The organism is Bacillus sp. FSL K6-2839 (assembly GCF_038003365.1).
Classification (GTDB): Bacteria; Bacillota; Bacilli; order Bacillales; family Bacillaceae; genus Bacillus.
The window spans coordinates 565,838-589,088 of sequence record NZ_JBBOOZ010000002.1 but is presented as its reverse complement, the minus strand read 5'-3'; the positions used below and the strand labels follow the sequence as shown (position 1 = coordinate 589,088).

At 42.3% G+C, this 23,251-nt stretch carries 15 protein-coding genes; 7 read left to right on the top strand and 8 right to left on the bottom strand.

Annotated features, from left to right (window positions below):
- Nucleotides 1–13: 13 nt before the first annotated feature.
- From MHH26_RS17065 to MHH26_RS17035, 7 genes are all read right to left on the bottom strand, one after another.
- Nucleotides 14–7,162: an amino acid adenylation domain-containing protein gene (locus MHH26_RS17065; protein WP_340974204.1), complete on the bottom strand. Its 7,149-nt coding sequence runs from the start codon at nt 7,160–7,162 to the stop codon at nt 14–16.
- A 15-nt stretch (nt 7,163–7,177) separates the two neighbouring features.
- Nucleotides 7,178–8,083, bottom strand: coding sequence for an isochorismatase family protein (locus MHH26_RS17060; protein WP_307500617.1), 906 nt, complete (start codon nt 8,081–8,083; stop codon nt 7,178–7,180).
- Between the two features lie 19 nt (nt 8,084–8,102).
- The gene (locus tag MHH26_RS17055; protein ID WP_307500616.1) at nt 8,103–9,722 is read right to left on the bottom strand and encodes a (2,3-dihydroxybenzoyl)adenylate synthase; all 1,620 of its coding nucleotides are present in this window, start codon (nt 9,720–9,722) and stop codon (nt 8,103–8,105) included.
- A 23-nt stretch (nt 9,723–9,745) separates the two neighbouring features.
- On the bottom strand, nt 9,746–10,927 hold the full coding sequence (dhbC, locus tag MHH26_RS17050; RefSeq protein WP_334750658.1) for an isochorismate synthase DhbC: 1,182 nt from the start codon (nt 10,925–10,927) through the stop codon (nt 9,746–9,748).
- 26 nt (nt 10,928–10,953) lie between these two features.
- Nucleotides 10,954–11,739, bottom strand: coding sequence for a 2,3-dihydro-2,3-dihydroxybenzoate dehydrogenase (locus MHH26_RS17045; RefSeq protein ID WP_340974198.1), 786 nt, complete (start codon nt 11,737–11,739; stop codon nt 10,954–10,956).
- Between the two features lie 7 nt (nt 11,740–11,746).
- On the bottom strand, nt 11,747–12,628 hold the full coding sequence (locus MHH26_RS17040) for an alpha/beta hydrolase (protein ID WP_106073031.1): 882 nt from the start codon (nt 12,626–12,628) through the stop codon (nt 11,747–11,749).
- A gap of 595 nt (nt 12,629–13,223) precedes the next feature.
- Entirely contained in the window at nt 13,224–14,081 is an 858-nt protein-coding gene (locus MHH26_RS17035) for a hypothetical protein (RefSeq protein ID WP_106031728.1), read from the bottom strand.
- 108 nt (nt 14,082–14,189) lie between these two features.
- Between MHH26_RS17035 and MHH26_RS17030 the strand changes: the two genes are divergently transcribed.
- The 3 genes from MHH26_RS17030 to MHH26_RS17020 all read left to right on the top strand — a co-directional run bounded on the left by MHH26_RS17030 (nt 14,190) and on the right by MHH26_RS17020 (nt 17,306).
- Nucleotides 14,190–15,146, top strand: coding sequence for a DUF4885 family protein (locus MHH26_RS17030; RefSeq protein ID WP_340974196.1), 957 nt, complete (start codon nt 14,190–14,192; stop codon nt 15,144–15,146).
- A gap of 251 nt (nt 15,147–15,397) precedes the next feature.
- On the top strand, nt 15,398–16,762 hold the full coding sequence (gene dnaB, locus MHH26_RS17025; protein WP_003214779.1) for a replicative DNA helicase: 1,365 nt from the start codon (nt 15,398–15,400) through the stop codon (nt 16,760–16,762).
- A 130-nt stretch (nt 16,763–16,892) separates the two neighbouring features.
- The gene (locus tag MHH26_RS17020; RefSeq protein ID WP_340974195.1) at nt 16,893–17,306 is read left to right on the top strand and encodes a VOC family protein; all 414 of its coding nucleotides are present in this window, start codon (nt 16,893–16,895) and stop codon (nt 17,304–17,306) included.
- Nucleotides 17,307–17,339: 33 nt separating this feature from the next.
- Here MHH26_RS17020 and MHH26_RS17015 read toward each other — a convergent pair whose 3' ends face one another.
- The gene (locus MHH26_RS17015; RefSeq protein ID WP_340974194.1) at nt 17,340–18,545 is read right to left on the bottom strand and encodes a cytochrome P450; all 1,206 of its coding nucleotides are present in this window, start codon (nt 18,543–18,545) and stop codon (nt 17,340–17,342) included.
- 136 nt (nt 18,546–18,681) lie between these two features.
- On the opposite strand from MHH26_RS17015, the gene MHH26_RS17010 reads away from it, so the two are divergent.
- The 4 genes from MHH26_RS17010 (at nt 18,682) to MHH26_RS16995 (ending at nt 23,251) form a co-directional block, all read left to right on the top strand.
- A complete protein-coding gene (locus tag MHH26_RS17010) occupies nt 18,682–19,263 on the top strand; it encodes a TetR/AcrR family transcriptional regulator (RefSeq protein WP_034660619.1) in 582 nt (193 codons plus the stop codon).
- 216 nt (nt 19,264–19,479) lie between these two features.
- Nucleotides 19,480–20,769, top strand: a complete 1,290-nt coding sequence (locus MHH26_RS17005) for an adenylosuccinate synthase (RefSeq protein ID WP_034660617.1) — start codon at nt 19,480–19,482, stop codon at nt 20,767–20,769.
- A gap of 136 nt (nt 20,770–20,905) precedes the next feature.
- Complete coding sequence (locus MHH26_RS17000; protein ID WP_340974193.1) at nt 20,906–22,039, top strand: DUF418 domain-containing protein; 1,134 nt, start codon at nt 20,906–20,908, stop codon at nt 22,037–22,039.
- A 426-nt stretch (nt 22,040–22,465) separates the two neighbouring features.
- Nucleotides 22,466–23,251 carry a dCTP deaminase domain-containing protein gene (locus MHH26_RS16995; RefSeq protein ID WP_340974191.1) on the top strand — a complete coding sequence of 262 codons (786 nt, stop codon included), beginning with the start codon at nt 22,466–22,468 and terminating at the stop codon, nt 23,249–23,251.

Below are 23,251 nucleotides of genomic sequence, written 5' to 3'. Positions count from 1 at the left end.
CTCTCCTTTATTCTTAGTGCTTTTGTTTGACCCGATGCAGTGTGTTGTCTAAGATGACACCAATTTCTGCTAGGGGTTTAGGCTGGCACATGTCTTTGTGCCGGCAATGAATGTCGTGCTGTTCAATTTTTCCGTTGATATAAGGTGCCCATGCTTCGGGATCAATTGGTGTAAACCAATCTGGGATAATGGTAGATCTAAAGAATAATATGTCTCCATGATAAGTTTTTGGCTGATATTCTCCGAGCAATCGAACTGAATTGACATAGGTTTCTTTTAGATTTCTAATGGCATCTTCACTTAAGCTTGCTAGTGCACTGCCATCTTTTTTCAAGATGTCGACGGCACTTTTCATTGTGAGCGGTTCATCTGTTAAGGTATCTGGATCATAACCGCCGAGCGCAAGAAGAGCGATTAGTGCTTCTTCTTCATCAGGTGCTTCTTTAATCGGTAAGAAATGGTTCGGATAGGCATCCAGCATCGCAACGAGTGAGATTTCTTCACCTTGCTGCTGGAGCTGTGTAGCTATTGCCTGTACAACGTTTCCGCCTAGTGACCAGCCAAGAAGATGATAAGGGCCTTTTGGCTGAATCGTTTGGATGTGCTTGATATAATCCGCAGCCATATCATCTAGTGTGCGCGGGTAGTCATCTTTTCTTGCGATTCCTCGTGCCTGTAATCCATAAATAGGGAGGTCTTTCTCTAATGTATTCAAGAGACCTGCATAGCACCAGCTAAGACCACCTGCTGGGTGAACACAGAAGAGAGGATATCTTTCTCCATTTGTTCGTAGTGGCAGCAAGATTTCTAGTGCGTTTTCATCGCTTCCATTTTCTAGTTTCTCTGCCAAACTTGCAACATTTGGTGCTTCAAACAACGTTCCGATGCTTAGTTTGACACCAAGTGCATCACGAATGCGGCTGATTAAACGAACCGCAAGTAAGGAATGCCCGCCAATGTCAAAAAAGCGATCGTCAATGCTGATTTTTGGCAAATCAAGCACCTCTTCAAAGAGATGACATAGGATTTCCTCCTTCGGATTTCTTGGGCCGCGGCCATCCGTTTGCTTTATATGCAATTGAGGTGCCGGCAGTGATTTTTGATCAAGCTTCCCGTTTGCTGTAAGTGGCATGGTATCAATCTGTACATATGCCGCAGGCACCATGTAATCAGGAAGACTGGCTGCGGCAAAATGACGAAGGGTCTCTGTATCGAAACAGTCTTCTTCAGTTGTTACGATATATGCGACTAAGCGTTTGTCACCAGGCTGATCCTCTCGCATAATGACGGCAACTTGTGCAACTGCATCGTGGCGTGCCAGAACGGCTTCGATTTCTCCAAGTTCAATCCTAAACCCGCGTATTTTAATTTGATGATCAGCTCTGCCAATGTAATCAAGTGCCCCTTCTTCTGTCCAGCGTGCGAGGTCACCTGTACGATACATCCTTGTGCCAGGTGCTCCATAAGGGTCGGCAGGGAATCGATCTGAGGTCAGGTCAGGCCTGCTTAGATAACCTCTTGCCAAGCCAGCTCCAGCTACATACATTTCACCTGTCGTCCCAGGGGGAACAGGTTGTAGGTATTCATCTAGTACGTAAACGTGTAGATCAGGAATCGGTTCGCCTATTAAGCTACTGGATTTCTTTGCGATCATGTCTCGATTGAGTATATTGTACGTAACGTGTACGGTGGTTTCTGTAATGCCGTACATGTTAATTAGCTTTGGCTTACAGTCTGAGTGACGGCTGTACCAATCTTCTAATCTGCTAAGCTCTAATGCTTCACCGCCAAAGATGACATAGCGGAGTGATAATGCTTGACCAAGTGTTTGTTGTTCCTTGTCTATCTGCATGAGCTGATAGAAGGCAGAAGGTGTTTGATTAAGCACAGTCACACCTTCCTCGACTAGAAGCTGCAGCATCTCTTCTGGAGAGCGAGAGATGGTATGAGGTACAATGACAAGTCGACCTCCATATAAAAGTGGTCCCCATATTTCCCATACTGAAAAATCAAAGGCATACGAATGAAACATTGTCCAAACATCTTCTTCATCAAAATGGAACCAATGTGCAGTAGATGTCAGAAGACGGATGACATTTTGGTGTGGGATGACCACTCCTTTTGGTTTCCCTGTAGAACCGGATGTATAAATAATATAGGCCGGATGCAGAGAAGATAGTGGCTCAATTCTGTCTATATCAGCCGGATTGTGATTTGGCGTAGTCAGCAATTGATCGCTCGTTTCTTTTTCGTCTAACAAAATCAAATCGCAATCAGCAGGGAGATGCACTGCATCTGCTTTTGTTGTGATGCTGCAAACGGGTTTGGCATCTTGTATCATGTATGCCAGCCTGTCTGCTGGATAGTCAGGATCAAGCGGAACATAGGCTGCGCCTGCTTTATGAACGGCTAATAAGCTTACGAGCATATCGATTGATCTAGGCAGGGCAAGTGCAACGAACTGTTCTGGTCCAACGCCTCTTTCTATTAATAAATGAGCAAGTCGATTGGCTTTGTTGTTTAACTCTTCATAGGTAAGCTGTTGATTGCCATCCGTTACAGCCACTCGATCAGGGTATTGCTGCGCCGTTATTTCAAATAAGGCTGGGAGACTAGGTGCTTGGTCTAACTGAGCGAATGTCTTTTTGTCAGGGAGAAATGTTTGTCGTTCTTTATCCGACAAAATGTTCACTTGACCAATCGGCAGGTGTGGGCGCTCAGCTACTTCTGTTAAAAAGCGCTTCATTCTGTCAGCGATTGCTCGAATGGTGCTTTGTTTAAATACATCTGTACTGAATTCAAACAAACCTGTTAATCCTGCTGCTGATCCAGTTTCAGTTCTTTGTTCTGTCAATTCGATGGTCAGATCAAATTTAGCTGACCCTACTGGTTTCACGTAGAGATCTGAGTCAAGTTGTGTCAGCTTCATTTCCGCCTTCGGTGTATTTTGGAAGGCAAGCATGACCTGGAACAATGGATTGCGTGATCTGGATCGGGTTGGATTTAGGATTTCGACTAGCCGTTCAAATGGCAGATCCTGATGCTCATAGGCTGCTAAGTCAACGTCTCGAACTCGCTTCAATAGCTCACTAAAGGTTGGATTACCAGCTGTATTTGTACGTAATACTAGTGTGTTCACAAACAATCCCACAATGTCGTCAAGTGCATCGTCATTCCGTCCAGCAATTGGACTGCCAATTGGGATATCTGTCCCCGCCCCAAGGCGTGTCAGTAATGCTGCAAGTGATGCTTGAAGCACCATGAACAAACTCACTTGATGCTGCTTTGCAAGCTCAAGGAGCAGCTGGTGTAAAGCGGGCTCAATCGTAAAGTCTATCGTAGCACCGTTGAAGCTTCCTTCCTGTGGACGCGGGAAGTCATAGGGAAGCTCCAGTTCTTCTGGCAGGTCATGTAAGGCACCTGTCCAATAGCTTAGTTGCTTGGCAAATAGACTATCCGTCTCTTCTTCACTGCCCAACAGCTTCTGCTGCCAAATAGCATAGTCAGCATATTGAACAGGTTCGGCTGGCAAGGAGAGTGATTTCCCTTGTATACGTGCTTCGTAAGCAGCAGCTAAGTCTCGTGTCAATGGTGCAAGTGACCAGCCGTCACCAGCGATGTGATGCAGCAATAGAAGCAGTACGGATCGATTTGCATCAAGCATGAATAAATCTGCTCGCAGTGCGGGTTCTTCTTCAATCTTAAAGCTATAGCGAATGGCTTCGTTTAACTGATTCTCAATTTGTTGATCGCTTGAAGCTGTGACATGGAGTTCAGGCTGAACACTTTTTGGATGTAAAATGACCTGTCTTGGCATGCCGTTCTTATTTGGAAAAATGGTTCTAAGGGTTTCATGTTTTTCAGTGATATCTGCCAATGCACCAATTAGAGCTTTTTGATCTAGTGTACCTGTCAGCTGAATGACAAGTGGGATATTGTAAGTTGGACTTGGCCCTTCAAGGCAATGAAGGAACCAGAGCCGTTTTTGGGCAAAGGATAACGGAATCTCATCTGGCTTGTTTTCTACCTGAAGCGGCGGCCGAATGTCCTTCGCTTTGTCAATGTGCTGCGCAAGCTCAGCAACTCGAGGTGATTCAAAAATGGTACTCATGCTTAGGTCTGCACCAAGTGTATCGCGTATACGTCTAAGCAGACGAGCGGCGAGTAAGGAATGTCCGCCTAAGTCAAAGAAACTATCATCTATGCCAATTTGAGATAGGCCAAGGGTTTCTGCAAATAAACTACATAGCATGTCTTCTTGGGGTGTTCTAGGTGTACGCTCAGAACTAACTAAAGACATATTTGGTGCTGGTAATGCTTTGCGATCGATTTTGCCGTTTGGTGTAAGTGGAAGTTCTGGCAAAACGACAACAGCAGAAGGCACCATGTAATCAGGAAGTGATGCAGCCACAAACTGCCTGAGCTCTGAAGGGTGCAGAGAAGTGCCATCTGTCAGCACAACATACGCACAAAGCAGCTGTTGTCCAGGTTGATCCTCACGAACGATAACAGATGTATGCTTTATGGATTGGTGTTGCATAATCACGGTTTCGATTTCACCTAGTTCAATACGGAAGCCGCGGATTTTAATTTGATGATCGGCACGGCTGATATAATCAATTGAACCATCCTCACGCCATCTGGCTAAATCACCAGTACGATACATTCTCGTGCCTTTTGTACCGAATGGATCAGCCACAAAACGTTCAGCCGTTAAATCATATCGTCCAAGATATCCTCTGGATACTCCTTCACCTGCAATATAAAGTTCACCGATTGATCCTGCTGGGACAGGGTTTAGCCCTTCATCTAAAATGTAAATACTCGTATTCCAAATGGGTTTGCCAATTGGCGGCCCGCTGTTCTCTTGATGTGCTGTGACATTTTCCATCGTAGACCAGATCGTCGTTTCTGTAGGTCCGTACAAATTGGTAATGTCGCATTGAAGAGATTGCAATGTGTGCAAAAGGGAAGCAGGGAGTGCTTCTCCTCCAACAAGAACACGCATACCTGTTATCACGTCAGGGTATTCATCTGCCAATACCTGCCACAACGTTGGTGTTGCCTGCATGATTGTGACATGATGAGAACGAATCATGTCTGAAAGCTTTGCTGGCTCTTGTATGATTTCTTTTTTTGCCAATAAAAGAGCAGCCCCATGTAAGAGTGGGAGGAACATTTCTAGCCCGGAAATATCAAAGGCAATGGTCGTTACCGCTAAAAGCTGGTCTCCTTGATCTAATAAAAATGAATCTTGCATGGACAATATAAAGTTGATCACATTTCGTTTCGTTACAACAACACCCTTTGGTTTGCCTGTCGATCCTGACGTGTAGAGGATGTAAGCCGGGTGATGTGGAGAGCCTTCGCTCCAGGTCGGATTGAGATGCGGACTGCCTACGATCTCCTGATAAACAGTTGAATCATCCAGTTGAACGATGTGTGGATGGTCCAAACGGTCTGCTGTCTCTTTGACTGTGAGCAAGCACGCTGGTTTGGCATCATTTAGCATATAGGCGACACGATCGCTAGGGTAATCAGGGTCTAATGGCAGATATGCGGCTCCTGTTTTGACGACGGCCAACAGACTTACGACCATATCGATGGATCGAGGCAGAGCAATTGCGACAAATTGTTCTGGTCCAATGCCATGCCTTTTCAAATAATGAGCTAATTGATTTACCCGTTGATTTAACTCTTCGTAGGTCAAAGTGGTTCCTTCAAACTGTATTGCTTTTGCTTGTGGTGTTTTGCTGACATGTTTTTCAAATAGTTCCCGTAAAGATTCTTTTGGTAATTCTCGTTTTGTATCATTCCAGTGCTTGAGGATGTTCTCTTTTTCTTTAGACAAAAGAAGGTTGAATTGACTGATTGTCTGATCTTGTTCTAGTCCAGTTATTTCCTCGAGCAATTGAAGAAAACGATGCTGATGAGCGTCAACTGCTTGCTCTTTGTAAACGGCAGGGTTTGCATCAAAGTCGATTTGAAATCCGTTCCCGTCCGCGCGGTCGTATATGTTGATCGATAAATCATCTACGGGTCCTGCTGAAAGATTATGTGCTTGACCAATGCTCTGATCGAACATGAGATCATAATCAAATGGCATGATATTGATCTGTGGGCCGAATAATCGTTTATTTCTTCCGATGAGTTTAAAGTCTCTCCGCATATCTTCGTGACGATATCTTTGATGAGGCCGAATGGCTTTCAGTTCATCAGATACTTGGCGAACAAGTGCTGAGAGCGTCATTTCTGGTTTGCATGTTAAACGAAGCGGTACTAGGTTCATGACCATTCCGGGTGTTTGCAAGGCGCAAGATCCAAGGCGCATCATAACAGGCAATCCTAAAACAATATCGTGTGCACCAGTCATACGATGCATATATAGAGCGGATGCGGCAAGAATCATTTCATGCCAGGTACAACCGAAAGCTTGAGCAATTTTTTTCATTTTGCTTACCTTTTCGGCATCATAGCTAGCGGTTTTTCGGATAAAATCATCTGAAGTTCTTGGGGCAAGCTCAGCAAGGCTCACAATTTCAGGTTGATCAGCAAAGCGATTTTTCCAAAACGCTCGATCATCTTCATACTGATTGGACTGTTGATAGGTGATCTCCTCTTGGACTACGTCATGTAAGGCTCCAAATGTTTGAGGAGGCACAGGTGTCCCTTTCGATAGGGCTGAATAGACCTCAGCAACACGGCGTGCAATGAGCGAAATGGCGAATCCATCAATGGCAATGTGATGAATGCGCTGATACCAGATAAATCGGTCGTCAGCAAGTTGAAAAAGTACTTCACGGAATAATACATCTTTCTCTAAAGAGACTGGTGTTGAAAGATCTGCATTCATCCATGCTTTAGCCGCATCAAGCGGCTGTTTTTCATATTGTAAATTGATATATTGAAATGGAATCTCTTTCTTAGATGTAAACCATTGCTTTGGACCGTCAGTATCCTCAACGAAGCGCATATACAAGGAATCTGCTTCTAAGACAGTCTTTCTAATGGCTGCTTCAAAGTGTATGGGGTCAATATAACCTTTAATATCTATATACTCAGCTGTATTGAAAATGGGATTAGATGGATCAAGCTGCTGCGCATACCATATGCCTGATTGGGCACCGGTTAGTGGGAATGAATCGACTGACTGGATCGACAAGAGTCTATACCTCCTTTACATGTAATCGATATTTGGGATAGATGGCTGTTTTTCTGGGAAAAGAAGAGTTCGCCAATGAGTGAGCGTTGGATTTGCTGCAAGCTCAACGAAATTGACTGTCATTCCTTGCTGTCTCCACTTTTCCGCTAGGCTCATCATTCTAATAGAATCAAGCCCAAGGTAGACGAGATTCTCGTCAAGCGGTATTTCATTCGGCTCGATTTCGAGATACTCAGCTACTTGGTGAAGGATGGCCTCAAAAGATAGGTCATCGTCTGCTTCCTGTCCTGTTAAACGACTAATGATTTGGTTTGTCGTTGTGGTGACCGCACAGCGTTCAGCTGCATAGGTCATTGCCATTTTGTGATGCTTAAGTGAAAAGTCAGCAACGGCATCGGCGACAAAAAAGGTTTCAATATCGAGCATGAAAGCTTCTGCGGCTGTCAGCATACAGCCAATATGTGCATATACGCCAGTAATGATCAGTTGATCACGCCCGCCTTCTTGAAGAATATCTAAAAAATTGGATTTTTTGAATGCGCTATAACGCCATTTTGTCAGCATTGTATCTGCTTCAGATGGAGCAAGCTGATCAATGATTTTTGTCAATGCTTCATCATCACCAAGTCCAGGTCCCCAAAAATCTGTTAATAAGGCACGATCCTTCGGGTCTTGGTCACCAGGTTGAGCTGTATAGACGACTGGAATTCCAAGTTCATTGCATGTATTACGTAATTGTTCAATATGTTGAACTAACTCTGTGATTGGTGATGTATCTTGTTGAAATGCATTTAAAAAATATTGCTGCATGTCATGTATCAGCAGAACAGCACGTTTCGGATCCGGTATCCAGTTCACTTTATTTTCGGGTAAATCTTGTGTGCTCGGCATTGGATACGCAGGAATAGTAGGGATTGCCATGGTTTTCACTCCTCTTTTGTTATACGTTGGCAGTATGGATTGCAGCTAATTCTCTTAATGCTTTTTTACTGACTTTGCCTACACCTGTTTGTGGGAACGCATCGATCCATTCAATGCGGTCGGGAATTTTATAGGCAGCGAGCCCGCGTTCTCTTAGAAATGACTTTAAGGCGTGTGGTGCAGGCTTGTTGTTTCCTTTCGCAATAACAAAGGCACATGAGCGTTCGCCAAGAAACGGATCTGGCATGGACACCATGGCGGCATCATGAATGTCAGCATGCGCAAGTAAATGGTTTTCGACTTCTTCAGCGGCAACCTTTTCGCCACCACGATTGATTTGATCCTTGTCTCTGCCTTCTACAACAACATTTCCTTCTTTGGTTAATCGCACGATGTCACCTGTTCTGTAAAAGCCATCGGGTGTAAATGCTTTTTTGTTTTGTTCATCAGCTTTATAGTAGCCGCGAATCGTATAAGGTCCTCTTGTTAAAAGATGTCCAGCCACTTCATTCGGGACGGGCTTGTCCTCATCATCTACCACTAGTACCTCATCATATTCAGACATCGGGCGTCCTTGTGTATGAATAATCACATGTTCAGGATCATTTAGTCTGGTATAGTTGACCAGACCTTCTGCCATGCCAAAAACTTGCTGTAATTTACACCCAAGGGCAGGCATCACTCGTTTTGCTGCCTCAGCACTTAATTTAGCACCACCGACTTGTAAGACCTCAAGACTCGATAAGTCATCTGATCGATGAGGAGCGGCCTCTAGCCAAATCAATGCGATAGGTGGAACCACAGCGGTAATGGTCACTCGTTCTTTTTCAATGAGTGGAAAGACTACATCAGGGCTTGATCCAGGTGCAAGAACGACTCTTCCACCTGCGTATAACGTCCCAAGGACTCCAGGCGAGCTTAATGGATAGTTGTGTGCAACTGGAAGTGTAGCTAGATACACACCATCTTGTGTAAGCTCGCACACCTCATTGCTTTTCCAAAGACTATAAATATAGTCATCATGTGTGCGAGGAATGAGCTTTGAAAGGCCTGTGCTGCCTCCAGATAACTGAAGAAACGCAATTTCGCTTGCCTCTACATGAATTTGAGGATCAAGTGATGGGTCCTTGCGCAGATCATCCAAGTCAAGGAATTCCTCAGCTTCCCCTGCAACAATGACATGAGGTAATGAGGGAAGCTTTTCTTTCACTTGACGTGCGAGTGATCGATAATCAAAGCCGCCATCGATATCTGGTATGACATATGCGTCTGCTTCGGCAAACTCAATAAAATAAGTGATTTCGCTGCTTCTATGAGATGGTAGCGAGAAGACGGGTAAAGCACCGATTCGAAATAAAGCGAAAATGACTTCAAAAAAAGCAGGAATGTTAGGAAGCTGAACGACAACTCGACTTCCCTTTTGAATTCCAAGCTGATGAAAACCGGCGGCAAGACTGCTGACGCGCTCATCAAGTTCTTGGTAGCTCATGTGCGTATCAGCGTATGTAATTGCTGTTTTATTCCCTAACGATGCGGCGCGTTCACGAAGCATGCCGCTAAAGGTTTCCCCACGCCAACAGCCGTTTTCACGGTAGCGTTTTGCAAATTCTTCTGGCCATGTAGGTGGTTGAACAAACATGTTTTGTCATCTCCTATGTATTTTTATAACTGATGGATGCCCATCGCATGAAGCATCGTGTTGAATTTTGCAGATGTTTCGGCTAGCTCTTCTTCTGCCTTTGATCCTTTGACCACTCCTGCACCAGCAAAGAGGCGAAGGGAGTGTCCCTCAGCTTCTGCACAACGAATGGTGACAATCCAATCACCATCACCATTTGCATCTGACCAACCGATCATTCCTGTGAAAAATCCTCGATCGAAGGGTTCAATCGCTTGGATTGCTTCACGAGCATCTGCTGTAGGTGTTCCGCATACTGCGGGTGTTGGATGAAGGCTAAGCGCTAAATCAATTGAGGATACACCTGCATCTGCTAATTCACCTTTAACGACAGTAGATAAATGCCACATCGTTTCTGTTTGTATGACGGATGGTGATGCAGGCACATCTAGTGTATGACAGTAAGGAGCAAGCGCTTTAGTGACAGCATCGACAACCACTGCATGCTCGTGTAAATCCTTCGCTGAAGTAAGGAGTTCATCGTGACGACGCTGGTCTTCTACTGGATCTGAACTGCGTGGCCGAGAACCAGCAAGTGGATTGGAAATAACAGTTGAACCAGTTTTTGAAAGAAGCAGCTCAGGGCTTGCCCCAAGCAGTGTGCGCTTTTGGGAAGATTCCGGGTCAGCTACATTTGCAGCAAACGTATAGCCAGTCGTATTATGACGAGCAAGTCGTTCAAGTATTGCTTTCGTATTAATTTCTCGATTTGATTTGAGATGGAGAGATCTAGAGAGTACGATTTTGCTAAGCTCTCCTTTCTCAATTTTAGCTAACCCTTCGTTCACACCATTCATGTAGACATCTGGAGAGGGGACAGGTGTCACCTCATAGGATGGAGCTGCCACTTCCGACTCCTCATCTCCTTGATGAAATTCGAGTGGATCACTAAACTGTACATGGATTGGAACACTTAAACGAACGGGTTGCGCCGGATCAAACGGAACAGCACCAGCAACAATCGGTGTTCGAATACCAGCTTGTTTGGCAGCGTCAAATACGTGAGCTACCCTTGTGGATAGTTCATTTAGCTGATTGGTTTCAATATGCTGGAAAATCCCTTCTGCCAGTATCGTACGTTTAGGGGAAGCAAGGAAAAAAGCGCCTGGCTGATAGTCTTGAATCAACTGTACTTTTTCTTCTGACGACAATAATGAATGTTTCATGAAAAGGCCTCCTTTTTGATGAAATGCTAGATTCCGAGTGTTGCGCCACCATCAATCGTGAGATTCTGCATCGTAATATGACTGGATTGCTCAGATGCAAAGAAGATTACTGCATCAGCGATGTTTTGAGGATCAGCGATTTTTTGTAAAGGAATACCGGTTTTATACGTCTCTAATGAACCTTTAATCACCTGATCTGCTCCTTGTTCATCAGACCATAAAGCCCATTGCATAGGTGTTGCGGTAGAGCCAGGAGAGACGACATTGCATCTGATTCCATAGGCTGCTAGCTCTAATCCAAGCGTTTTTGTAAAGGAAGTAGCTGCGGCTTTTGATGCGGCATAGGCAGCCATATTCATTCTAGGGATGGCACCTGCGTTAGAGCTGACGGTCACAATGACCCCTTCTGATCTTTTCATCATGTATTTGGAGACAGCTTGAGATACGTAAAAGACACCATGTGTGTTGACTGCGAAGGTTTGGTGCCAGTCATCTGCACAAAGCTGGTCAATAGAACCGACTCGAAGAATGCCTGCTACATTGACTAGTAAATAAATGGATCCGAGCTGCTTTTCAATTTGATCGACAATGTGCTGAACAGAAGCTTGATCGGTAATGTCACCTGGATAGGCAAAGGCGCGTATGCCTTCATCATTCATTTGTTGGATGGTGCTTTGCAGCTGATCTTCATTTGCGTCAACTGCTGCAATGATCGCACCTTCTTCGGATAGTCTTTTTGCGACTGCTTGCCCAATACCTTGTCCTGCGCCTGTAATAAGGGCAATCTTTTGAGATAGACCACTATGTTTCATGTGTTCACTACCTTTCTTTCATGTCTGTGGTTGTTAAAGGATCATCATGATAGAGTGCAAAACGGAAAGCGTAATTCATCAGCACCGGTAAAACGGACGTATGTCCTTCTTCAGGGAACTCATGATAGGCCGTATGTAAGCCATATGAGGATAAAGGCAACATACGATTTGCTAGTGACTTTGCATGATCATTCATTTGACATGGATGATGTTTTTCTAGCTCACCTACACCTACAAACAGCCTTACATCCATAGGCACCTGACGTATACGGTTGGTGAATTGGTATTCTTTTTCTAGAAATAATTTTTTATTCCAGTGGATAGAAGGACTGCCCGCAATATATGTCTGATAAGCATCAGGGTGCTCAAATAGTGTGTGTAATACAAAAAGACCGCCAAGAGAATGCCCAAACAGTGTTTGACGACTCAGGTTGATCGGAAAGCGTTGCTCGATATAAGGCTTTACAGTCTTTTCTAAAAAAGAAAAGAAAGCAGAGGCCCCGCCATATGTATGGATGGAGAAGTCCTTTCTTTTGCCCCCAATGGAAGCATCAGGGCTGGTAAGAGTGAGATCATAATGCCTGAGCGGATGATAGGGCGCTTCTGTCTGATAGCCAATTCCAACAATGATGGCAGGTACGACACCTGTTTTTTCAGGTCTTCTTGACTGTAAACGAATGGATTCGACCATTGTGCCAAAAAGTGAATTCCCATCAAGCACGTACATGACTGGAAAACCAGCCGCTGGAGGAGTAGTATTCGGTTTAAATATAAAAAGTCTGTATGGGTGTGCTGTGATATCCAGTTGCTCCGTCCCAGGTATAAAAAAAGGACGGCTTTCTCCGAAAAGTGAATCCTCAGTACCCATTCCTTCAGGGCGTTTGGACATATGTAAAAAATCTCCTTCCTCAAATTCGACCCTCATACGATGATAAAAGCAGGCTTGCGGATATTGGATGAGTGTAGTAATTGAAGAATGGTTCCTCCAAATGAAAATGATTCTCAACTATCACGCAAGCAAATCAAATGATAATGGTTATCAATTATGAAGTCAAATGTTCATTAAGTTGTGTATTTGATATTTTAATCTTAATATTCAGAAAATAACGGACTAACTCACTAACAAATGATTTGATATAGGGAATACCGGACCTTGTCATTTAAAAAGAGGAGAAATGTCAAAAGACCTTGACTGCCTCGGAATATTTACCATTTTCTTCTGTTTGATTCAGGAATAAATATAGGTTTTTCTTCTCGAAATAATTTTGAGGAAAAATGAGTCTATAGACCCTCTTATATTTTTAGGCAAAAAGAGGAGGGTTTTGCAAAAAGCTGGTGATCATATCTCACAACTTATTCAATATCATGCGTAGCTGTTTTAAAAGTGGCGAAGTATAGCATCAAAAATGACACAATTAAAAAAGTAAGGGAATGTACCCTTACTTTTTGATCAATTGGTGAACATGTCTGTAAACACCATTAAATTAGAATCCATCTGTGACATCATATTCGTAACGGATATCGGCTTTGACATTGCTCATAGTAGATCTCGCTGTAGCTTTTGCGTTGTACTTAAAGTTCCATTTTTGAGCGACTTTTAATTCATCTTCAAGAGAAATACGGTAAGAACCGCTTGTTGCAGAAGAAAAAAGTGATGTGTACCAAATATTACTTTCACTAGCCATCAGTTTGTGTGTGACATTCCCTTGGTTGGGTGTTTGGGTACTAGTTGTCGTAATCGATTTAACTACAGCACGTTTAGGAACTGTGGAATTATTAGTTAAATCCATTGTAATGACTGAAGAATCAACTCCTAAAAAATTTAAAGAAGAATTCCCCAAGTTGGTAGAAGTCCCCGTAAAATTGAATGTCCCATTCCCAGATTTAATACGATCTTGAATGGAAACAGTAAAGTACATATTCCCTGTATATGTACCACGGGTCACTTTCACAAAATAAGTCTCTGAAGTTGATGTAACTTCACCAGTATTAGCAAAAATAAAAGGCGTTACTGAATCAGGATTAATAACTTCGGACCCTGTCCTAGAATATTTAGAATTATACACCTCGATATTCATCCCTGTATATTGCTTATTATAAGAACTTCTGACATAAACTCTTTCACCTTTATTGATCGTAAACTGATAATACGCTTCATTTTCACCTTCAGGTAAGATTGTTGTATCTGGACGACTATTTTTCCAATATCCCATTGAACTTGCTGTGTTAGGACTGTTATTCCCTGTAATAGCTGCTTCCGCAGAATTAGGTGCAAAAAAACTAGTAACAAGCACTAATACCAATGCAGGTAATAAAAAACGTTTGAAGATAGTATTTGTCATATTTTAACCCTCCTTGTAATAATTACTATATCGGATCAAAACTAACAAATTTTAACTGAATTGCCGATATATTTAATAATCACTATTTTTTTAAAAAGGAGAATCAAAATGAATATTAATACGTCATACACGGCAGGTGCTTCAAACAATCAGAACCGAATCGACTATAAAGGTCAATCAGCTATTAAAAGTGCAAATGAGGTGATGACCGAAGCTGATAGACGGATGAAAATACTAGATGAAAAATACGAAAAAATAAATGAACAAAATAAACGATTCAAAGATCCTCAAGACCATATATATAATAAGTATAGAAACCCTTATTCTTCTTATTTCAGAAGTGATCTAACAAAACCGGAAAGAGAAGCTGCTTACATTATGGAAATGAGTTGGGCAAGGAATAATAAAGGAGGTCAATATGACTTTAATGACGCCATCTTCCGTAATGAAAAACGGTACGATCCTACCCAAGAAAGCGTAGAGAAAAAAATATTCAATCGGCAAAAGGTCAACGAACAATTGCAAGATTTATTCTCTAAAAACGGTATAACCATTCCTAAAAACACAAATTTAACTTTTACCATTGACCCAAATCATTTCAAATTATTGGTGAGTGGTTCAACAGACGAATCGCTGACCAAACAAATAGAAGACCTATTAAATACAACCAACAATACAAGAGAATTATTTTTCCACATCATGAAAAGCAGATCTGACGATTCTACTCAATTCACGCCTGATTCTCTTGCCAAATTCCACCTTGTTAATCAAATCAAAACGGTCACAGGCTACAATTTAAAAGATTTAAGCATTGTAAACGGTCAATTTGTAACGGATAACGGGAAGAATATTTTTGATATATACAAAGAAGAACTCCTGAAAAATCCATACACAGCAGAAAATGCACGCATTGCCGCTTCACATTACGGAGCACAGTTATTTGATCTAGCCAAAAACGGGTTTGATTCAATTCCCGATTTGGTGCTATCTATTGGTTATCAAAACGGGTCTTTACAAGACATTGGGCAAAAAGAAAATTATGGAGTGAAGAAAACGATAGATTAAAAAAACGCATTCGAACATGCCATGTTGGAGCGTCGATCACATGTGTGAACTACAACAGATAAAAATCCGATACAGAAGGACTCTATAACAATTTATGTTACAGAGTCTTTTCTATTGAAATGCGTTGGTTGGCTGTTCAACGAAACATCCTCATGGTAATTTTGACTATAGTCGATGTTTTTCACTTTTTTATTGATGAAAATGTTAAAATGATGAGTAGCGTATTTTTTTATGAAAGGACGGTGCTTGGCATGACGGAACTTCTCGATGACCGGCTGCCGCCGCAAAATATAGAAGCCGAGCAGGCCGTATTAGGTGCTGTTTTTTTAGAACCATCTGCGCTCACGCTCGCTTCTGAGGTATTAATTCCAGAGGATTTCTATAGAATGTCGCATCAAAAGATTTACAATGCGATGCTTGTACTTGGTGATAGAGGGGAACCGGTCGATCTTGTCACGGTGACTTCTGAACTTGCCAATACAGATTTACTAGAAGAGGTAGGCGGGATTTCGTATTTAACCGATATTGCGAACTCTGTCCCAACTGCCGCAAACATTGAATACTATGCAAAAATTGTAGAAGAGAAATCAATTTTAAGACGTCTGATCCGTACGGCGACAACCATTGCACAGGATGGGTACACGCGTGAGGATGAAGTAGAGGATCTGTTGAGTGATGCTGAAAAGACCATTATGGAAGTGGCGCAGCGTAAAAACTCAGGAGCTTTCCAAAACATTAAGGACGTTCTTGTTCAGACATATGATAATATTGAACAGCTTCATAACCGAAAAGGCGATATCACAGGGATTCCAACAGGTTTCTCCGAGCTTGACCGGATGACAGCTGGATTTCAGCGAAATGACTTAATTATTGTCGCGGCTCGTCCATCAGTAGGGAAAACGGCTTTCGCATTGAACATCGCACAGAATGTTGCGACCAAAACGGACGAAAGTGTCGCCATCTTTAGTTTAGAAATGGGAGCTGAGCAGCTAGTTATGCGTATGCTTTGTGCAGAAGGGAATATCAATGCACAGAACCTAAGAACCGGTAATCTGACAGAAGAGGACTGGGGCAAGCTGACAATGGCGATGGGCTCGCTATCAAATAGTGGGATTTTCATTGATGATACACCAGGAATCAGAGTAAGTGAAATTCGCTCAAAATGCCGCCGTTTGAAGCAAGAAAACGGTCTTGGCATGATCTTGATTGACTACTTGCAGCTCATTCAAGGGAGCGGACGATCAAGCGATAACCGTCAGCAAGAGGTTTCTGAAATCTCTAGGGCATTGAAATCGCTGGCAAGGGAGCTTGAAGTTCCAGTTATTGCTTTGTCTCAGCTTTCACGTGGAGTAGAACAGCGTCAGGACAAACGTCCGATGATGTCTGATATTCGTGAATCAGGAAGTATCGAGCAGGATGCCGATATCGTGGCATTCCTTTATCGTGATGATTACTACGACAAAGAATCAGAGAATAAGAACATTATTGAAATCATCATTGCTAAACAGCGTAACGGCCCAGTTGGTACAGTATCACTGGCGTTCGTCAAAGAATATAACAAATTCGTCAACCTGGAAAGAAGATTTGACGATGCGGGTGTTCCGCCCGGTGCTTAAAGCCCAGCTCAAGAAGCTGGGCTTTTTTTTGATGGATCTACATCGAAAGAATGATTGAAAAACGATCGAAATGAGGAGGAGAGAAAGACAGAGAAATCGTATACTAAAAGAAGAAAAGGAGTGATGACTGATGAAATTTCAACAGTTCGAAGCCGCTCAATTACGCATCGCACGTCCAACCGTCAACATGGAAGAGGTTGTTTCTTTTTATGAAAAAGGCTTAGGGCTCAAACGAATAGGTTCATTTGATCAGCATGAAGGATACGATGGTGTGATGCTGGGGCTTCCTCATCAGCATGTTCATTTAGAAATCACCAAACATGAAGAAGAAGAGAGCCTGCCCGTTCCGCATCCAGAACAGCTGCTTGTTTTTTATATTCCTGATGAACAGGAGTTTCAGCAGATGAAAGAGAGACTGATCTCATTTGGCGGACGGCAAGTCACCTCTACGAACCCATACTGGGATCGAGGAGGGGCAACCATTGAAGATCCAGATGGATATCGCATTGTGCTCATGAACACAGATGGAATCACCCCCGTTTAAAAGGAAGACTCCCATGCCCGGGAGTCTTTTCTGTTATGAACGCGGCGTGACACGCAGCTTCAGCTCTTTCAGCCCATACATGCCGCTGTTTGTCATCGGCATATAGGAGAGGAGCTCTAGTGACTCATATCGGTCCAATAAGGCCTTGATGGCAGTACATGCTTCCAAGCGGGCAAGTGGTGCGCCAAGACAGAAATGGATACCGTGCCCGAAACCAATATGAGGATTAGGGTGGCGGTGTATATCAAATTCATGTGCGTTTAAAAATTGTCGCTCATCCCGGTTGGCAGAAGCAAGAAACACAATCACATTGTCTCCCTTTTTCAGCACTTTTCCCCCAAGCTCTGTGTCTTCTGTGACATAGCGGACGATCGTAGGAGCGGGTGCACGGAAACGGACGGCCTCCTCCACAGCACGCGGGATGAGCTCAGGTGATTGAGCGAGCGCTTCATACGCACCCGGCTGTTCTAACAAGCTGAAGATCAGATTGGAGATCAGGTTGGTGGTTGTTTCGTTGCCAGCTAAAAGAAGAAGATTACAGAATGGAATTAATTCATCCGCTGACAGTTTGTCTCCATTCTCCTCCGCTTGAATGAGGAGGGAAATCAAATCATCACCGAGGTTGTGACGTTTCGTTTCAATGATGTCTGCAAAAAACGCCATCATATCAGCCTCTCCTTGGTCCCGAATTTTCTGCCATTCAGCGACATCCTCCTCATCTTCACTTTTAGGCATACTGACGAGAATATCAGACCATTCTTTAAAGGATTGTTTATGCTCTGAGGGCACACCTAAAAGCTCTGCAATGACAATGACAGGAAGCGGATAAGAGATGGCTTGCACTAGGTCAATCTCGTTTTTTCCTTCTATTTGTGCCATGAGTTCCTCCATCAATTCTTGAATACGCGGCTCCCACAATTTCATGACTCGAGGTGTAAAGGCTTTGCTCACAATGGAGCGGATTCGAGTGTGTTTGGGAGGGTCCATCATCACCATTGTTTTCATCAGTGAATGCTTCCGCTGGTCTTTAGGAGGCTGACTAGAAAAGGTATCTTTATCGATTGTCACACGTTTTGCTTCCTCATAGGTGAATACACTCCATGTTCGGCTGGCTTCGTCAAAATGAACAGGTGATGTCTGACGCATGTTGGCATACCAATCAAATGGGTTATACGGATCCTGCTTGTTTTTTCCTCTTAATAACGCTTTTTGCACGGCAGTTGGTGTAGTTGTTTCCATGATCATCACTCCTTATAGGTTGTCAGATGCTTCCTTTTTTTCATTGTGTTAGATTAAAGTTAATTCATCAGCCTTGAGGATTCAACCAACAGAAAAGCGGAATCTGTTGAAGTTCATAGGAAGGGGAGAATGGCTTGTGGCGGACTGCTACAGAGGGGATAAGCGTGCAACGGAATCGAAGCAGCAATTAAGAAAAGCGTTATTTCAGTTATTAAGAGAAAAAGAGTGGGAGAAGATTTCTGTACAGGATTTGACGAAAGTGGCGGGCATCCACCGCACCACCTTTTATCAGCATTATGAGGATAAATTTGATCTTGCCCAGCAGGTGATGGATGAGATGTTTGATGTGATGAAATGTGCCATTTTTGCTCCTGTACAAGAAGATGATGTGAAAAAAGAGCATGCGGCATATGTGTATATTTTTCGATTTTATCAGCATTTGCAGGAGCATGAAGAGGAGTATCAAATTCTTTTGAAACGAGGACGAGAGCTCAATATTCATGAAACGGTTCGTGCTTTTTTTGAAGAAAGCTTTTCTATGGGGTTAGAGGAAATCGCAGGCTCAAAGCCTCATCCACATCTCGTTCCAATCGACATGCAGCAGCAATTCGTCATTTCTGCTTATGTTGGAACAGCAGAATGGTGGTTGAGGACAGGGAGACCGTACTCACCTGATTTTATGGCAAGCTCGATGATTCATTTAATTGAAAATCAATAGAAATTAGGAACCATCAAAATAGTTGTTTTTACTCAAAATCTCCCTTTTTAAGCGCTGAAGAAGTGATTAAAGCGCTTTTTCTCATAATTAAAACGAACAAAATTTGATTTCGAGATATTAATGTTCGGATTTCACGTTGACTTTTTCGTTTTGCATTGATAAAATAAATGTGTTTGAAAGAGATAACGTTTTGAAAGGTTAACGGAGGTGCACGATATGTCTTCAGTAGTCGTAGTAGGTACGCAGTGGGGTGACGAAGGGAAAGGGAAAATTACCGATTTCCTTTCAGAAAATGCAGAGGTGATTGCCCGTTATCAAGGGGGAAACAATGCAGGTCACACGATCAAATTTGATGGAGTGACTTACAAGCTACACCTCATTCCGTCCGGTATTTTTTATCAAGAGAAAACTTGTGTCATCGGTAATGGAATGGTGGTTGATCCTAAAGCGTTGGTCACTGAGCTTGCGTATCTTCACGAACGGAATGTGAGTACAGATAACCTCAGAATCAGCAATAGAGCCCATGTGATTCTGCCTTACCATTTAAAATTGGACGAGGTGGAAGAAGAGCGGAAAGGGGCTAACAAGATCGGTACGACGAAAAAAGGAATCGGACCAGCTTATATGGACAAAGCAGCTCGTATCGGTATCCGTGTCGCAGATCTATTAGATCGTGAAGTGTTTGAAGAGAAGCTTGCACGTAATCTAGAAGAGAAAAATCGTCTTTTAGAGAAAATGTACGACACAGAAGGCTTCAAGATTGAAGATATTTTAGACGAGTATTATGAATATGGCCAGCAAGTGAAAAAATATGTCGTGGACACATCTGTTGTCTTGAATGACGCACTAGATGAAGGCCGCCGTGTGCTATTTGAAGGAGCACAAGGCGTTATGCTTGATATCGATCAAGGGACATATCCATTTGTCACGTCATCTAACCCAGTAGCTGGAGGAGTGACGATTGGTTCTGGCGTAGGACCAACAAAAATTCAACATGTGGTCGGCGTGTCAAAAGCGTACACAACACGTGTTGGAGATGGCCCATTCCCGACAGAACTCCATGATGAAATTGGCGATCAAATCCGTGAGGTTGGCCGTGAATACGGTACAACAACTGGACGTCCGCGCCGTGTTGGCTGGTTTGACAGTGTCGTTGTCCGTCATGCTCGCCGTGTGAGCGGGATTACAGATCTATCTCTTAACTCAATTGATGTACTGACAGGGATTGAAACATTGAAAATCTGTGTCGCTTATAAATTGAACGGAGAAATCACAGAGGAATTCCCAGCAAGTCTAAATGAACTAGCGAAATGTGAGCCTGTCTACGAAGAAATGCCAGGATGGACAGAGGATATTACAGGCGTGAAGAATTTAAGCGAACTGCCTGAAAATGCCCGTCATTATTTAGAGCGCATTTCACAATTAACAGGTATTCCACTTTCCATTTTTTCAGTCGGACCAGATCGTTCCCAAACGAACGTTGTCCGCAGCGTGTACCGTCCATAATAATAGACTGATCAGACACCAGTAAAATTGCACATTTTACTGGTGTCTTTTTGTTTAAATATTTCTTAATTTCAGTAGAACAGGCTTCCGATCATTACCAAAATATGATAACTGTATAGGGGGAAGGAGCGTTCTAGTGAAAGAAAGAATAAGATTATTAGATATTTTACGAGGTTTTGCCATATTAGGCACATTGGGAACAAACGTCTGGTTTTTTGCGTATGCAGGGGATACCTTTGCGACAGATCAGATTGCAGATGAATATGAACATGGCAGTTTTCTAGAAAGCCTTGTCTTCATGTTTGTTTATGGGAAAATGCTCTCACTGCTCACAATCATGTTCGGTGTAGGGCTAGAGCTGAAATATCAGCAGGCCAAAAGAAAAAACACGCCTTGGCCGGGTACATATTTATGGATTCTTTTATTTTTATTTATCGAAGGCTTTGTCCATTTTGCACTTGTGATGGAATATGATGTGCTCATGAGTTACGCTGTGACCGGTTTGCTTGTGGCATTTATTGTACGAGGAGGGAGCAAGCGCATCAAAAGAGGCATGATCTTCTCTGGAGTCATTCATCTACTTTTTCTGTCCTGTCTGATGGTGTTCTCCCTCTCTGAAATGGAGACAGAATCGTATGATCAAAGCAGTGAACCGGCGCTGGAAGAGCAGCTGCCAGAGACATGGATCTCGCAGGTTCAAGAACGATTACAACACTTTTTCATGTACCGTGAAGAAGCGATCTTTATCATTCCAATGAACACATTTCTGTTTTTATTAGGTGTGCGGATGATGAGAGCCGGTGTTTTTTATGCAAATGAACGCGGGCAATCTCTACGGAAAATATTATTCCGAGTCGGTCTGTGGGTGGGTCTGCCGCTGAATGCACTTGTCTTCGTTCCGAACGAACTAGTGGAATTCGTTGTGCGCTATGCGTTTTCGCCATTCCTCTCTCTTTTCTATATCGCTGTCATTGCGAAGCTCCTGACTCACACGGAGTCATGGTTCATGTGGAATTGGTTTGAGTATGTAGGGAAAATGGCACTCAGCTGTTATATCCTGCAAAATATCATCTGCTCGATTCTTTTTTATAGCTGGGGATTGGGTCTTGGCGGACAAATCAATGCCCCTCTTATCGTATTGGCATGGCTGCTCATTTCACTTCTGCAAATCGCCATATCAGCATTTTGTCTAAAGGTTTGGAGAATGGGTCCAATGGAATATATTCGTTCGCGGGCACTTCGCCGGGTGACGATGAAGAAAGCAGGATAAAGGGGAATCGTTGCAATGTTTTTCAAAAAAAGTATGAAAAGAGATGAAAATAACACAAAAAGAGTGGCTGTGCTGGCATTTGTCTTTTATTTTTGCCTACATTGGCTATTCAACAAAAAATAACGAAAATAACCAATTTGAATCTCACACATTAATTAAGCTATGAAGAATAGGATAGCTGCACAGGAATTACATCTAATTGTATCTATCCTTTTTGTCCAGAATTTGTCCATCTTTATAATAATAAATTTCATCAAAAAATCACAAAAGGTTGCGCCTTTAACAGAAATACAAAGATAAAACCTCAGCCTTAAAATTCGCCATTTTGTTCTTTTACTAATGCATTCAATAATAAAAAAATTTATACAGATTTCCATTAATTATGTTTAAAGTTTATAATTGTAATTATAATATGGAGGAAATAAAATGACTAATATTGGGACATTAAATGATCAAGATATAATCGATTTTTGCAATGATGGAAAATTAATTACAGAAAATTTTTCTTTAAAAAATGTAAAACAAGCTTGCTATGAATTAACTGCTAGCAATATTTATTATGACATTTCTAACGCTCATCAAAAACACACTTTAAAAGAAAATGAATACATACTTATTAAACCTAAACAAATTGTAGTAATCCTAACAGCAGAATCCTTATACCTACCTAATGATATGTTAGGCAGAATATTAACAAAAGGAAAACTTTTTTCAGTGGGGCTTTTACCAGTCAACACTTATGCAGATCCAGGTTTTCAAGGGAAATTAGGAATTGTGTTTTCCAATATTTCAAATAATTATTTAAAGATTACTCAGGGAGATGCAATTGCTAAGATTGAATTTAACAAATTAGAAATGGCTGTTTCTAGACCTTACTCTGGACAACATGGATTTGAAACAGGAGTTTGGCCAGTTTTAACTGAATATATTCTGAATTCAGAAGAAATTAAATCTGATAAAAGAATTCAAAATACTTCAACAGAGATTGAACTCTCATATGGAAAAAAATTCACAAGTGTAATAAAAAGAATAGAGCAATACGAACGGAGATTTTTACTTGCTACAATCCTTTATTTAATTATTACATTAGTATTAATTGGAGTATTTTCTGGAACGGAATGGCTTAATACGATCGCAACAGTAGCAATCGGATTAGGAGTGAATATTATTTATGGTCTATTGGCATTTTTCTTAACTCAATTTAAGGAGTGA